Below are 13,576 nucleotides of genomic sequence, written 5' to 3'. Positions count from 1 at the left end.
TTCAGACCTCTCCTCTGCCTTGCGGGAGGCAGCGAGGCAGAGCCTTCACTGATGTAATCTGTAAGCCGAAGCTTTCTTATTGATCCAGGGGCTTTGCCGTTGGGAGATAGCTGCAAATCTAGACCGGCGGCAGGGCCCGAGCCTGTTACCTTGCAGAAATAGCTCCGGTTCATTCGACACAGAGCAAGCTGTGAAGCATGACGCTCTTGACTCGTTCCAGTGACAATTGAAACGCGCAAACACTCGTCGGTAAAATGTCCGATTCGCCGGCGGCTCCGGAAGGGCTGGTTCCAGATTAGAATCGTGAAAAGATACTATCTGACCGGTTCAGGCGCATGCCGCCCGACCGCTCGATAAAATGGGAATGGCGGGTTCCGGCAGGAGGGCCATTCGTGCGTGTGTCGCGGAACGGCTTAAGTTGGTCGCCTGCCGACTTCGCACGACCGTCAGCTATCCCCGCGACCCGGCTCCGATCCGGACATTCGCCTAACGGCTAGATACGACGTTCAACCCGATCCATCTGAACGGCCGGATCTGGTCGTAGGCCGCTAGGCGGAGTCAGGCGACCGTGCCGGAGCGAGTCAGTTTGCTCGCCCCACCAGCCTGACGGCCTCAGCGTTTCTCCGTAAGGCGACGGATCCACCTTCTATGTGATTAAAGCGATCCGACGCCGAAGGCTCCTTCATCGCCCAGTTTGAAGCGGTCCGCTCTGGCAGGGCATCAATCAGGTCGAAGGAGCATACGTTCGGAGATCGATATTCACACATAGTCGCCGGTAGTGATTGAAATTCATAGCCAGTGATCCATATTCGCAGTTGGTTTAGACCGCAGTGAGCGGTTTCCACGGGATCGTTTATGGGTGAGTGGCCTTCGCAAGCAGTGATGGATTTTCGCGGACGGCGCTTGCCTGAGCCCGCGATCCCGCAGGGCTATGCTGCACTCATAGCGAAATACGATCTGTCGCTGCCCCTGCCGCCGCACCTTGCTGCCATCGCCGAGCGCCATCATCCCGCCTCAACCGACGACTGGGGCGCCGATCCATTGTTAGAGGTATAAGTCTTCTGATAATCAGTAGGGATTGTAATCAATGGCGCGGGACACGCTGAGTGACATCACCGCCTTCGTGGCAGTGGCGCGAGCGCGGCTTCACCAAGGCAGCCGGTAGGCTCGGCCTTTCCCAGTCCGCGATAAGCCAGATCGTCAAGAAGCTGGAGGATCGGCTCGGCGTTCAGTTGCTGGTTCGCAAGACCCGTAGCGTGGCCCCGACCGAGATCGGCGAGCGGCTGCTCCAGAAGGTGAGCCCCTATCTGGACGGGATCGAGGCGGAACTGGCCGCCGTCAACGAAACGCGGGACCGGCCCGCGGGCAAGATCCGTATCAGCGCATCGGACCACGCGATCAACGAGCTTCTACTTCCGAAGCTGTCCAATTTCATGAGGGACTATCCCGATGTGAAGGTCGAGATGATCACCGATTACGGTCTGATCGACATCATCAGCGAACGCTACGATGCCGGTGTGCGCTACGGTGAAACTCTGGCCAAGGACATGATCGCCGTGCGCATCGGGCCGGACGCACGCATGGTGGCGGTCGGATCGCCGGCCTATTTCGAGCGCTATGGTCGACCCAAAAGCCCGTCCGATCTGCAATCACACAATTGCATCGGATTGCGCCAATCCTCCGGTCGCCTCTACGCATGGGATTTGCAGCGGAAGGGCGAGGCGGAGATTAAGGTGCAGGTCAGCGAGCAGTTGATCTTCAACAACAGCTATTCCTGACTCAGCGCGGCCGTGGCGGGACTTGGCCTCGCCTTCATCCCACAGGATCTGGCCGAAGCGTATCTACAGGCTGGAAGGCTCGAAATCGTGTTGGACGAATGGTGTCTGCCCTTCCCAAGCTTCTACCTTTACTACCCGACTGTCACCCAGCCATCGCCCGCCTTCTCGCTGCTGGTTGAGGCACTCCGATATCATTGGCCAAAGCCCAAGGCACGATGACCTTTAACAGCTTAATGACTGGCATTTGTCGAGGTCAGCAGCGGCAGCAACGCGCCCATTGTCACTATTAGCGCGCCCTTCTGGATTCCCAGGAGCGGACACTCGCGCAATCGGGTCGCTCATGGACCTGCCAATGATGAATACCCGTTGAGGGTAGCATAGGATGCGCAGCAACCATTGATCCGTGTCGATGTCGTAGTCCGGCAGATTCTTTAGTATCCCGCTTGCCGAGGCTAACCGTGAGTGCTGCCAAAACCAGGACGAATACGATGGGCATCTTCATCTACCTCAATGGCGCGCTGACCCGTCACCACGTCCACCATGCAGTTGAAAAACTCTAAAGCTTCGTAAGGCGTCGTCAGCGGCAGTTGCACTTTTGCGCCGAGCAAGGCGTTCGCCGCGTCTTCTTCGGTTGCATCCCGAAGTTGTATCAGCTGAACGCCCTTGCGCGCTTTGCAATCGTCAAGCTCGTTGCCGATCAAATCAGCGACCAGTCTCACGAAATCCTGCCGCTCAGGCGCTTCCGGATTCACACGCAGGAAGTCCTCAATCGAGATGCTCGTGACTGCGCCGCCTGATGCGCGGTTTGCTTCATGCACCACCGTGGTTTTGTCGGGACCGTTTCCACGGGCCAGATACCATTGATCGCCGTTGGAGCTGAGGGAGAATTGCAGCATCGGATGGGTCATGGCTAATTCAACTCCGCGGGTGAGGCGCTGGAAAGGGGGCCGCTCGTCATCACCACGGCCCTCGTGCGCGATAAAAGGGGTATCGCCGGACGATGCCGGCAATCAGCTTTCCCGAGAAAACCTGACGCATCTCCTCTGCCTGTTCGAGCCTGACGCAGACAAGATGAGTGCCGCCGCTCGGGAGCAGTTCGATCGCACTGATCGACACGTGGTGTTCGGCGCATTGCCGCTCCACGTCTGCCGGGGGGAGATCAATGTTCAGCAGGCGGCTCATGATCCGATCCCGAAATCGCAATCAATCCATAAATCCAGGTTGTGCGAGCTCCTGACCCAGCCGTCCGCTGCGTCCGCTCCAATACCGAATTGATGGTTGCTGATCCGGTACGCGGTGACGGCAGCTGCGGCGAGGTGTCGCGTTTTTGCAAGACGCGTTCCGGCAACGCTTGCACGCATGAGCGATAATTGGTGCTCGAAGTACTGGCGATTGAGATCCATGGTAACTCTCCCTTCTTGTAAGCGGGAGCACTACTGTCTCTCAGCCGCCGGCGCTTATTTTCCGATGCCGGCGATCGTGATTACATAGGAATCAAATTTGATATTTCAATAGCAGGCCTTTCACGATCGAACAAAATGCCATAGACGCCGTGAAATTTGGTAAAGCTTATTTCAGAATTATTCTTATCCTTATGCCGTGTGACGCCATAATTTTGGTAGTGGTAAGTGCAATAATGCGCTTTGCGTCATAAAAATCAGGGCCTCGGGCCGCCTCGATTCACTCAGTGCCCCACTAAGGCCGAGGCTGTCGCTTTTGCCCCGGTGTCCAAGGCCTTAGCTCTCCGAGCATCTTCGGTCTTCTGGGCTCGATCGGCCAATTCGGTCCACGCCGACACGGCCCGCAGACATCGATCACGCACCTGTGGCAGGCTTGCGGCATCCGCTGCAATTGTCTGAAGATCTGCTTGTTCGCGATAAAATACCAGCGACGACATAAATTTACTCCTGCGCCCGGCGACCAAGATTGGCGGACCTGGTAATGCTCCGCCAATCTCGTTTGTTCAGGCCGACTGGAGATTGACGGCCGAGGTCTTGCCGCGACGGTCGGTTTCCAGTTCGTAGGACACGCGCTGATCCTTGTTGAGGGTACGCATGCCCGCGCGTTCGACCGCGCTGATGTGAACGAAGGCGTCATCACCGCCCGTTTCGGGAGCGATGAAACCGAAGCCCTTGTCAGCGTTGAAGAATTTTACGGTGCCGGTGATCATATGGGTATCCTTTGCCCAATGCAGTATGACGGGCATGCGCCAATCGCGGCGCATCCCGGCTTCGTGAGGCTAGTAAAGGACAAAGGGGAGCCTTGGCGGCCCAATATCCGTCGAAGGCGACGTTTCAGCTTGGCTCTTGTACCCGCTTTTAAAAAAATAGATAGTGGCGACTGGGTTCTCATCCAAAAATGAATCCGGAATGTCATATCGATGTGATACATGGCATCATGAATTCCGCGCAAATGCATGATTGCCCTTGAGGATCGAAATCGACGACATCGACTTCATGGGGCACGTTCATAATTTCATATATTTGAAATGGGTACAGGCAGCTGTCATCCAACATCGGCAGAGGATCGCATCGCCTCGGGCGATTACAGCCTATCTATGGATCGCGTTCAAACATGAGATCACGTACCTCAAACCGGCATTCCTTCGCGACCAGCTGACGGCCAATGTGGTGCTGGAGCAGGTCCGGCGGAAAAGCGCATTCCACGAAACGACGATCCAGCGCGGCAGCGAAGTGATTGCCGAGGCGAAATCGCGCTGGTGCTGCGTTGATGCCGTGACACAGCGTCCGGCCCGGGTGTCAGCCGCCGTAATGGCATGTTTCTTTCCCGAAGCCACCGATGAGCAGACCGCTCCAGCATTACCGTGACGCGAGACCCAATCTGTCTTCGTCAGTGTAGATGTCGAACCGGGAAAGTGTGACACGTCCGAAGGTCATCGTCAGCGGCGTATCAGCCGCATCACGTCCTCGCGCCATCAATATTCGCCCGCTGCGAGGGCGGTTGTGCCTTGCATCGAAGACATACCAGCGATCGCCCAGCCACACTTCGAACCATGCCGAAAAATCCATGTCGCCTAGTGGCTTTGGCAAGTCCATGTCACCGAGATATCCTGTACAGTAGCGTGCGGGCACGTTCATGCAGCGGCACAGCGTGATCGCCAGATGGGCAAAGTCGCGGCAGACACCTTCCCGCTCCTCGAACACGTCCCGCGCTGTCTTTGTCGGCCGCGCCTTCATGTAGTCGAAGCGCACGTGACGATGTACAAAATCCACGATGCCTTGGACCAGTGCCCAGCCCCGAGGGGTTTTGCCGAACAGATCCCATGCCACTTCGCTCAGCCGGTCCGTCTCGCAGTAACGGCTCGCCAGAACGTAGAGCATCACATCGTCTGGCAAAGCCTCGATCGATGATTGCAATGCCTCCGGTGCCACCGGGTCAGGCTGGAAATCATCCTCGATGACAAAACCGCAGGACAGCGTCAGGCCGCCGGCCGGAATGGCGAGGCGGGTACAGATGTTGCCGAAGCTGTCGACGTAGTCGTAAATCGGGACACCTGGCGTCGTGAACAAGCGCTGCGGCGTGCGCAGATCCTTGTTGCGCGAACCATGGACGCTCAGGTGCGCCAGCATCGGCACAGGCTGCTCACAGGTGAAAGCGATATCGTATCCCGCGCGGATCAGCATGCAGGCCTAAGGTTCGCAAGGGCGCGCTCCACCCGGCCCAGCCCCTCCGCGGATTCCACGGCGAGATCAAGCGGTCGTCCGCCGAGCTTGCCGCAAGCCGTGTTGAGATAGGCGATGGCCTTGTCCCGGCTTCCGAATGCTTCAAGCGCCAGCCTCGTCACCAACCCTTGGCGACTTGCCGCATCTGGCGCCAGTTTAGGGCGATCCGACCAGCGCACTTTCGCGCGAGCAGGCCGAGCGGGCTTTTCATCGCTTGCCATTTCGAATTTCCTACTGATACGGCCGCACCCGACGCGCGGCGATCTTCCAGAGCATACTGGTTATCTGGGCCTGTCCGATTGAGGAGCCGGTTGCGATCTCAAGCACGGTGCATGCGTGATCGGGGACCGGACCGAGCAGGAAATCCCGTGCGGCCACGCGGCCGCCCAGCAGTGTAAACGCAAGATCGGATATCTCGCTGCGCCGCCGAAAGGTCAGATCGTCTCTCGGCATGCGATGCCATTGACGTCCGCACGGCGGGATATCCGTCGGGCGCGACCTCAGGCAGGCAAATTGGTTCCGCGATGGCCAGTTCATGACCATTGGGGGCAGGCCGCCACCCCATGTCCTTTTGCAGCCGGGCGATCCTGGTTGCATAATGGCGCACCAGATCGAACCGCGACCCGGCATCACGGTTGCGCTTGCTGCGGGCGGTAAATTCGATGAGCGCGATCTGATGGTGATAAAGTAGCTGATTGAGATCCATGCGAACTCTCCTTTTTGCGGGAGCGCGCTTGGTCTCTCAGTCGCCGATATGCAAAAATGACCGGCAATATTTTCCTTCTACAGAATTTCACCGTACTCGGCGAGAGGATTCCATGAACTGATCAAATATTTAAAAATTATCACCGGCATTGAAGAATTTATTTTATCATGTATAAGGATTTCGAATCGTCGCTGTTGACGAATTTGCGCCTGCTTGCGCAGGATTTTTCAGCCATCAGCTTGGCTCTCATGATCGCCGCTTTTGCGCATGCATGTCGGCGGGTGCCCTCGATTTCGGGACACCGTGGATCGACCAAAGAAGAGTCGCTGACGGAAGGCTTTGTCGAGGAAATCCATTCCCGATCGGCCGCTTCGTGGTTCTGGTCGATAATGAGCACAAGATCATCGCCTACGGCGGGCAAGATGCGCAGGTCTGCATCCGCTCGATGGAAGGAGATCGCGTACATGTCGAAATGACGCCTTGCGATCTTTCGAAGGGCCGGATCGCGTTTCGAGAAAGGGCGCCGGGGCAAGCCGGAGAACCGCCGAGACGGCGCAGCGGTTTCAGAAGATAAACGCTGAAAATTCAGCACCTTAGGAAAACATGCATATCAACATCAAAGGCGCGGAAAAGCGTCCCGACAATGCCATCTACCAACCAGCCGCCGGACATAACGGTCCGGTTCAACGGCCCACCGGCCTGCTAAGCCGGGATCGATTGCGGCGTCTTGTCGCTGCCATGGTCGATTGATCCGCACCCGGCTTCAGCCGGCGCACCCTCTCGTCAGATGGGCCGTATCCAAATCTGCTATATGGACGTCGCAAAGACCTGCGCGAGCGCGACTCAAGAGAGAACGTTCGCTAATGCTTCCGTGAGTGCCCCTTCGAGATATGGTTTTTCAAGGAAGATAGCGCCGGCAGGCAGCTCGTGCCGAGCCAACGGCCTGCGGCCCGAAGTGATGATGATGCCGATCATCGGCCAGCGAGCCTGTGCTTCAAAAGCCAATGCTAGGCCGTCGATCGGGCCCGGCATGTCTATGTCGGTAAACAGAATCGCGATCTGGGGGTTTTCCACGAGGATTCTGAGAGCACGTGTAGCGTTCGCTGCTTCTCTCGTAATGAATCCCGCGCTTTCGACCATCTCGCAGGCGGCCAGCAAAATAATGGGTTCATCCTCGACAACGAGGACGATCGGTAGAGGCGGCATGGAAAGACGGCTTTCTGCGGGGCGCAGCAGTCAGCCCGGCTTGCCGTCCCGATTTCATGGGCCGGGCTCGCAGGCTCCGATCGAACCCAATCAGCAAAACAGCGATAGAGCCTATGAGTTCCAGACATCTTTAAATATTCGGCCAATTTGCAAATATGTCGCGGCGCGCAGAATGACGAAGCAGACCTACCGCACCTGGGAGCGCGAATTGGCTGTTGAACGTCGAAAACGGTCGCGCCTGCTTTGAAGCATTCTACCCTATGGCCGTCAGGGCCACAGGAGATGTGTCATGGGATTATCAGAATTTGATCCCGTTGCTCGCGAGAGGGTGTCGTGGAACGCCGGGCGTAAAGTTGGTGCGAAGCGAGCGCTCAAACCCCGTCAGATATGGGCGATCCACTTCTTTCTCGACAAGCATGCGCGGGTCCGCGACCGGGCTCTCTTTGACCTTGCATTTCGCGCGTGTTTGCAATCCGCATCCCGGTATCTGTAAATTTCAGAGCTAAATTTCGCGTTCCGACAGAGATAATTGTCGCAAGATCGGCCCGGAAGCTGGCCTCACGCATGCGCCTAGCCTGCTTAACTCGGCTACGACCGACGTGGAGCGGGCCTTACGTGTTCCCGATCACCAACGTGCTTCGCGCGGCCCCGATGTCGTCAAAAGGGGCGAAACCTTGCCCCATTTCGCATGTCTGCGTGCCGACAGCGCGGTGCGAGGTTTCGCCACCATCGCAAGGAGCAGGTCCAATTCGCTCAACGTGTCAGGCATGCGCAGGAGCCAGCCTTCGCCGCGCCAAGCATCGAGGGGCGCTCGACCGATCGATTGGTGGTGGCGCACGTTGGAGGTCGAAATGATGTAGCGCCCGATTGCAGCGTCAAGCTCGGCAAGCGAAAGACGATGGGGTAATGTCGGCCTGCCATTGCGAAGGTTGCCTGGGAGTTCAGTGTTGAACGTCCGACAGGCACTCCAACTTTCCGCGACCTTGCGGGCGGGCGATGGCTGAGAAGATCAGCCGTTTGCGCAGATCGACGGCCCCTTGCTCCAGATGCGTGCTTGTGAAATCCGAGACATGATCGACAAGAAGACCGTCGGGGAACCCGCACACGGGCCAAGCAGGATCGGCCTTTCGCCAGATTCCTCATATCGACAATGATACGCGTTCGTTCACGGCGAGCTTCGCGTTTGTCGGCGGCAAGGCCACGGCGCCCAATGGCTTGGCCGCCTTCTCGGCCACGAGGCATTCGAAAGTGAGGTGAACCTCATATGGTGTGTGACAGGCAAATTGCCATGGGCGAAGGTCCATATCGATAGGCAGCACTGCGATCCGCGACGTAAGCGCTTGTCAGTGCAGATCTACTTTCACAGTCATATAGTCCAGCATGTCCGCAGGTCCCCCGTAACTTCCGCTGACCGGCGTCACCTGGAGAATCTCACGCCCAACGGCAACCGGCACAAGGTTGAAGCCACCGACGCTGCGATTGGTAGGATCGAAGGTGATCCAGCCGGCGCCAGGCACAAAGACTTCCGCCCAGGCATGGGTAGACCCACTCGCATGCCGGCCGATGAGGTTTTCCAAACGATTATCGAGGTAACCCGAGACGATCCGTGCGCCAAAGCCAAGGCCGCGCGCTGCTTCGACGAACAGCACCGCGAAATCGCGGCATGATCCCCAGCCACGGTCCAGCGTCTCCAGAGGTGATTGCGTGCCTTCGTCGTCGCGAGCCTGATAGGAGATCCAGTTCGGGATCCCGGCGTTCAAATCCTTCAGAAGTGCAAGTGTATCGGTAGGATTTACACCGACGAACGCTTGCGCCCAATCCCGCAGCCGATGGGCATCGTCAGGATACTGCATGACAGTCAGACTGCCGAGATCCGTCCAGTCGTCATCGCTGTATCGAAACGGATAGTTGATCGCGGACGTGGCGATGTCGAATATAGGCCAGGCGACAGCGCCTGTCCTGAGCAGTGATCGGCTTTCGATCATCAGACTGTCGGTCATGGCCACAAAAGTTGCGGTCGCGACCATGTTGCCCGCCACATCGCTTGCCCAGGAAATGCCAGCATCGGGCGTGATGTCGAGATCGAAGGACACAAGTCCGATGTCATGCCCTTCGCGCGGACGCAGCATCAGTCGATGTGGCCCAAGCTGCACCTGCTGGCGATAATGGTAGGATGTGCGATGCCGGATGGCCAGCATGGTCAAATGGCTGCCATGACGCCCGCCAGGGCGACAAGGGTGAGGGGTGTCAGCGTATCGATCCGCGGCGAATAAGATTGACGATTGCGAGCAGGATAACTGCCCCCGCAAGCGACACCAGGAATGTAAGGAAAGTGAGCGGCGCATTGTTGATGTCGCCTTGCGCGAATGCCAGGCCCCCGATGAAGGAACCGATAATGCCGACCACAATGTTGAGGATGATGCCCTGCTGTCCATCCGTGCGCATGATCACGCTTGCGAGCCAGCCAATGATGCCGCCGACGACGAGCCACATGATGATTCCCAAAATCCTTCTCCCGTGATCCAGAAGACGATTTTGGCCACGTCGGCACATCGCAACCGGAATTGCACGAACCATCCAATCGGCATAATTGTTCCAAAATTTATACGCCTCACACTAAACAATACTATTGTTCAAATTTATCAGTGCTATAATCGGTCTACGCAAATAAATGTGCAAAGTTTAAAACTTTATTTGATGTGGATCGTTCTTTCATAGCTCCAAGCGAATGCTTTTCATCCTGGAACATGTGCTTGCAGTCATATAGCAAACGTAGATTTTATTACCGTCATCAACGGCATTTGCGTTTGCGAGGAACATCAACATGAAGCGTGTAATGATCTCCGTCCTGATCGGAACGGCAATGCTTGGCGCCCCCACGGTCGCCTTCTCCCAGTCAACCATACCGGCAACGACAGGTAGCTATTCCAGCGGTGATGTGGGCGTCGCGCCAATCCATGGCCTCGATGGCCCGGCCTTCTTGGCTGCAGCATCCGACGCCAACCAGTTTCAGATCGCTGCAAGTCGGCTTAGCCTCACACGCTCGCAGCGCAGCGACGTCAAGGACTATGCCCGGCGAATCATCTCAGAGTCGCAAACCTCCCAGCAGACGCTGCTAGCCTCACTGAACAACGATCAGCGCAGGATCGCCCGGCCGACCACCCGATTGTCGGCCGAACGCGCCTCGATGCTGAAGATGTTACGAAGCACGCCGCGCGGATCGTTCGACAATCTCTATCTCACCCAGTCTGCACAAGTTCAGCAGGGAAATTGGGCTGCCTACAAGGGCTATGCCGAAGATGGCGTTGACCAGTCGCTCAAACAGGTTGCCGGAAACGGCGTGCCGATCATCGAGCAGCAACTCCAGCAGGGCGGTGCGCTGCTGCCATCGGCCCTCTCGGCAAATTGAGCGCCATAATGATCCGGGGCCCATTCCCTCAGGTTCATTACGCTGCCCAAATCAAGGATACAGACATGAATAACAAGCATGACATTTCGGTGCTCAACGGACTGATCGCCACGGCCTTCGATAGCCTGAAAGGCTTCGAGGATGCCGCCGCCGAGGCGAAGAGTACGCGCTTCGCCGACCTGTTTGCAGGTTTCGCGCGCGATCGCAAACAGGTCGTTGCTTCCCTGCAGGCAGAAGTGCGCGGACTTGGGGGTGACCCCGAGGATAACTCCAGTTTCATGGGCGCGGCTCATCGCATCTTCATGGACCTCAAGCACGCGTTCGCCAGCAAGAGCGACAAGGCGATCATCGACGAAGTCGAGCGCGGCGAGGATCATATCAAGGCGAAGTTCGAAATCGCATTGAAGGACACCGACCTGCAACCCGCAACACGGGATGTCATTCGCGACGCCTTCACCTTCGTGAAGGCTGGGCACGACCAGACCAGCGCGTTGAAGCACAGCCTCGTCTGAAAGGAAGCGCTGCCTGGGGACGGCAGCCGCATTGCCCTGCCGTCCCCAATTTCCTCGAAAGGAGCCAAGCCATGGCCGCCAATACAGAAGCACCAGCCGCACCCGTCGGCGCGGTTGTCTTGATCTCCGCCGACGACATTCGCGGCAAGGCCGTGCATGGCCGCGACGGCGACGAGCTGGGTACGATCGCCAAGCTTATCCTTGATGAGCGGACCGGACAGATTGCCTATATTACCCTGTCCACCGGGGGATTTCTCGGATTGGGGCAGAGCTATCACCCCATTCCATGGCCGGCTTTTCGCTTCGAAGAAAGCGAGGGCGGATATGTGACGAACATCGACAAACGCCTACTGGAAGGCGCGCCGAGTTTTCGGCCGGATTCAGCACCTGTATTCGATGAAGCCTATGGCCGGCGCGTGACCGACTATTACCGGGCCGCGCCCACGAGCGCCGACTGATCTGGACGTAGCTCGCCCGGGATCCGGGACAAGGAACATTTGCCCGGCCCCGAATAGATGCCGGGCTTATGCGTGATCGGTGCTATGGTGTATCTGCCAGTCCCTGCCTCCTGGACAGAGTGCCGGATTCGCAGTTTCCCGGAACAGCTTTCATGATTGCGAGCTTTCCGGTTTCCCCGGAAAGGGGCATCATCATGAACCGACCTATCCATCCCGATGTCGCCCGAGGTCTTGCGCTGGCGATCTTGGAAGCCTCCGCCGCGCCCGCGTTGCTTCTCGACGGGGATTTGACGGTGATCGCCGGCAGCGCATCTTTTTACCGCGCTTTTGGTCTTGATCCGCCGAATGTCAGCGGACAGTTGGTGTTCGCACTCGGCGCAGGCGAGTGGGACGTGCCACAGCTTCGCTCGTTGCTCGGCGCCACCCTATCGGGCCATGCCATGATCGACGCCTATGAGATTGACCTGAAGGGCATGGCTTCTCCGCGGCGCCTCGTTCTGAGTGCCCAGAAGCTCGAGTATGGCGAACCGGAACAAGTTCGTCTGCTCCTGACTATCTCCGACGTAACGGAGGCAAGGCTTAGCGAGAAGCTCAAGGATGACCTGCTCCGCGAGAAGGCTATCCTTCTCCAGGAGCTTCAGCACCGCGTCGCCAACAGTCTCCAGATCATTGCGAGCGTGCTCCTACAGAGCGCGCGGCGGGTGCAGTCGGACGAAGCGCGCGGACATCTCCACGATGCGCACAATCGGGTCATGTCGATCGCCACCCTCCAACAGCAACTCGCGGCATCGCGGTTGGGCGATGTCGAACTGCGCGGCTATTTAACTCAGCTATGCGAAAGCCTCGGCGCCTCGATGATCCACGATCATGACAAAGTGTCGATCACGGTGACCGCCGACGGCACCAGCGTAATTGCCGATATCTCGGTCAGCCTCGGATTGATCGTCACCGAACTGGTTATCAATGCGCTCAAGCATGCGTTCCCCGGGGGTCGCGATGGAAAGATCCTCGTCGATTATCACGTGCAAGATGTCGGCTGGACGTTGTCGGTCAGCGATGACGGCGTTGGCACGCCCGAGATGCTGATCGATGCAAAACCGGGCCTCGGCAAGAGTATCGTCGACGCTTTGGCCAGTCAGTTGCATGCGACCGTTGAGATCGAGGGCGGATACCCGGGGACGATCGTTTCGATTACGCAAACAATATTTCCATCGTCCTAACGCAGGCTTTCCTCCCTCCGGAATTCCGCAGTTCAGCACCCGACGAGGCCATCATTTGGAAAGCGGGTCCCCGAAGCTCTAACAATGGCGGCCTGGACGCCCTGCGGCCCGGATGCTTGCGTGCCGATCGTTTGTTCCAGCACGGAGGAGCCACCTCTGCACTGGCAGGCAATCCGGCGGGTCCGGTGCGCTGACGTGTTCACATTGAAAACAGGACGCCTGCGGGACCCGAAGAGGAATTTTGGATTGAGCTGCGTAAACATTCAGCGCTTCTGCATGGCAGTAAAAGGTCCGGCTCCAGCTCCTGTTCGGCTTACTCGGGCTTCCCGGTGTTGCGCGACAGCGGCAAGTCGCGCTTTATCGCCTTGATAGGCTTCCCGTCCCAGTGCTCCCCACGAATCTTCTTAATCGTCTCCGCAATCTGCAGCACTAGAGACAATCGATATGGCTGGATAAGTCAAACCCGAAGGCCTCCGGGAAACCCGGGACGCTCCATGCTGCCCGATTGCGCAACGCCAATCGCGAGGTGGACGGACCCGCAAAAAAAAGCCCCGCAGAGGAGTTTTTCGGCTGCGGAGCCCAAGGTTCAGCACGATGAGTCTGG

General features: G+C 57.8%; 18 protein-coding genes and 1 pseudogene. 8 read left to right on the top strand and 11 right to left on the bottom strand.

The window, feature by feature from the left end; all coding sequences use genetic code 11:
* Positions 1-855: 855 nt before the first annotated feature.
* Both V7066_RS26590 and V7066_RS26585 read left to right on the top strand, forming a co-directional pair.
* Positions 856-1,056 carry a hypothetical protein gene (locus tag V7066_RS26590; RefSeq protein WP_334185932.1) on the top strand — a complete coding sequence of 67 codons (201 nt, stop codon included), beginning with the start codon at positions 856-858 and terminating at the stop codon, positions 1,054-1,056.
* 31 nt (positions 1,057-1,087) lie between these two features.
* Positions 1,088-1,997: pseudogene (locus V7066_RS26585) on the top strand (LysR family transcriptional regulator).
* 233 nt (positions 1,998-2,230) lie between these two features.
* On the opposite strand, the gene V7066_RS26580 reads toward V7066_RS26585, so the two are convergent.
* The 4 genes from V7066_RS26580 to V7066_RS26565 form a co-directional block, all read right to left on the bottom strand.
* The gene (locus V7066_RS26580) at positions 2,231-2,686 is read right to left on the bottom strand and encodes a hypothetical protein (protein WP_334185931.1); all 456 of its coding nucleotides are present in this window, start codon (positions 2,684-2,686) and stop codon (positions 2,231-2,233) included.
* 49 nt (positions 2,687-2,735) lie between these two features.
* A complete protein-coding gene (locus V7066_RS26575) occupies positions 2,736-2,960 on the bottom strand; it encodes a hypothetical protein (protein ID WP_334185930.1) in 225 nt (74 codons plus the stop codon).
* Positions 2,957-3,181, bottom strand: coding sequence for a hypothetical protein (locus V7066_RS26570; protein WP_334185929.1), 225 nt, complete (start codon positions 3,179-3,181; stop codon positions 2,957-2,959). The genes V7066_RS26575 and V7066_RS26570 overlap by 4 nt, the downstream gene beginning before the upstream one ends.
* A gap of 560 nt (positions 3,182-3,741) precedes the next feature.
* A complete protein-coding gene (locus V7066_RS26565; protein WP_036526131.1) occupies positions 3,742-3,948 on the bottom strand; it encodes a cold-shock protein in 207 nt (68 codons plus the stop codon).
* Between the two features lie 256 nt (positions 3,949-4,204).
* On the opposite strand from V7066_RS26565, the gene V7066_RS26560 reads away from it, so the two are divergent.
* Positions 4,205-4,606 (top strand): acyl-CoA thioesterase, encoded by a 402-nt coding sequence (locus V7066_RS26560; RefSeq protein ID WP_334185928.1) that lies wholly within the window; start codon positions 4,205-4,207, stop codon positions 4,604-4,606.
* On the opposite strand, the gene V7066_RS26555 is transcribed toward V7066_RS26560, so the two are convergent.
* The 5 genes from V7066_RS26555 to V7066_RS26535 all read right to left on the bottom strand — a co-directional run bounded on the left by V7066_RS26555 (position 4,598) and on the right by V7066_RS26535 (position 7,373).
* Positions 4,598-5,422 (bottom strand): transglutaminase-like domain-containing protein, encoded by an 825-nt coding sequence (locus V7066_RS26555; RefSeq protein WP_334185927.1) that lies wholly within the window; start codon positions 5,420-5,422, stop codon positions 4,598-4,600. The two genes, V7066_RS26560 and V7066_RS26555, sit on opposite strands and share 9 nt — an antisense overlap.
* Positions 5,416-5,682 carry an antitoxin Xre/MbcA/ParS toxin-binding domain-containing protein gene (locus V7066_RS26550; RefSeq protein WP_334185926.1) on the bottom strand — a complete coding sequence of 89 codons (267 nt, stop codon included), beginning with the start codon at positions 5,680-5,682 and terminating at the stop codon, positions 5,416-5,418. Before V7066_RS26550 ends, V7066_RS26555 begins: the two co-directional genes overlap by 7 nt.
* Positions 5,683-5,780: 98 nt before the next feature.
* Positions 5,781-6,167 (bottom strand): hypothetical protein, encoded by a 387-nt coding sequence (locus V7066_RS26545; RefSeq protein ID WP_334185925.1) that lies wholly within the window; start codon positions 6,165-6,167, stop codon positions 5,781-5,783.
* A gap of 157 nt (positions 6,168-6,324) precedes the next feature.
* On the bottom strand, positions 6,325-6,633 hold the full coding sequence (locus V7066_RS28850; protein WP_442947383.1) for a hypothetical protein: 309 nt from the start codon (positions 6,631-6,633) through the stop codon (positions 6,325-6,327).
* A gap of 377 nt (positions 6,634-7,010) precedes the next feature.
* Positions 7,011-7,373, bottom strand: coding sequence for a response regulator (locus V7066_RS26535; RefSeq protein ID WP_334185924.1), 363 nt, complete (start codon positions 7,371-7,373; stop codon positions 7,011-7,013).
* On the opposite strand from V7066_RS26535, the gene V7066_RS26530 reads away from it, so the two are divergent.
* Complete coding sequence (locus V7066_RS26530; RefSeq protein ID WP_334185923.1) at positions 7,372-7,620, top strand: hypothetical protein; 249 nt, start codon at positions 7,372-7,374, stop codon at positions 7,618-7,620. The two genes, V7066_RS26535 and V7066_RS26530, sit on opposite strands and share 2 nt — an antisense overlap.
* A 1,096-nt stretch (positions 7,621-8,716) precedes the next feature.
* Here the strand turns inward: V7066_RS26530 and V7066_RS26525 are convergent.
* Both V7066_RS26525 and V7066_RS26520 read right to left on the bottom strand, forming a co-directional pair.
* Entirely contained in the window at positions 8,717-9,571 is an 855-nt protein-coding gene (locus tag V7066_RS26525) for a transglutaminase family protein (protein ID WP_334185935.1), read from the bottom strand.
* 49 nt (positions 9,572-9,620) lie between these two features.
* Positions 9,621-9,878 (bottom strand): GlsB/YeaQ/YmgE family stress response membrane protein, encoded by a 258-nt coding sequence (locus tag V7066_RS26520; protein WP_334185922.1) that lies wholly within the window; start codon positions 9,876-9,878, stop codon positions 9,621-9,623.
* Positions 9,879-10,197: 319 nt separating this feature from the next.
* On the opposite strand from V7066_RS26520, the gene V7066_RS26515 reads away from it, so the two are divergent.
* The 4 genes from V7066_RS26515 to V7066_RS26500 all read left to right on the top strand — a co-directional run bounded on the left by V7066_RS26515 (position 10,198) and on the right by V7066_RS26500 (position 12,972).
* On the top strand, positions 10,198-10,782 hold the full coding sequence (locus V7066_RS26515) for a DUF4142 domain-containing protein (RefSeq protein WP_334185921.1): 585 nt from the start codon (positions 10,198-10,200) through the stop codon (positions 10,780-10,782).
* 65 nt (positions 10,783-10,847) lie between these two features.
* Positions 10,848-11,294, top strand: a complete 447-nt coding sequence (locus tag V7066_RS26510; protein WP_334185920.1) for a ferritin-like domain-containing protein — start codon at positions 10,848-10,850, stop codon at positions 11,292-11,294.
* Positions 11,295-11,365: 71 nt separating this feature from the next.
* Positions 11,366-11,752 (top strand): PRC-barrel domain-containing protein, encoded by a 387-nt coding sequence (locus tag V7066_RS26505; RefSeq protein WP_334185919.1) that lies wholly within the window; start codon positions 11,366-11,368, stop codon positions 11,750-11,752.
* A gap of 152 nt (positions 11,753-11,904) precedes the next feature.
* Complete coding sequence (locus V7066_RS26500; RefSeq protein ID WP_334185918.1) at positions 11,905-12,972, top strand: sensor histidine kinase; 1,068 nt, start codon at positions 11,905-11,907, stop codon at positions 12,970-12,972.
* The last annotated feature ends 604 nt before the right edge of the window (positions 12,973-13,576 follow it).

This window comes from Novosphingobium sp. (assembly GCF_036820275.1).
In the GTDB taxonomy this organism is placed as follows: domain Bacteria; phylum Pseudomonadota; class Alphaproteobacteria; order Sphingomonadales; family Sphingomonadaceae; genus Novosphingobium.
This window is presented reverse-complemented; position numbering and strand designations above follow the sequence as displayed.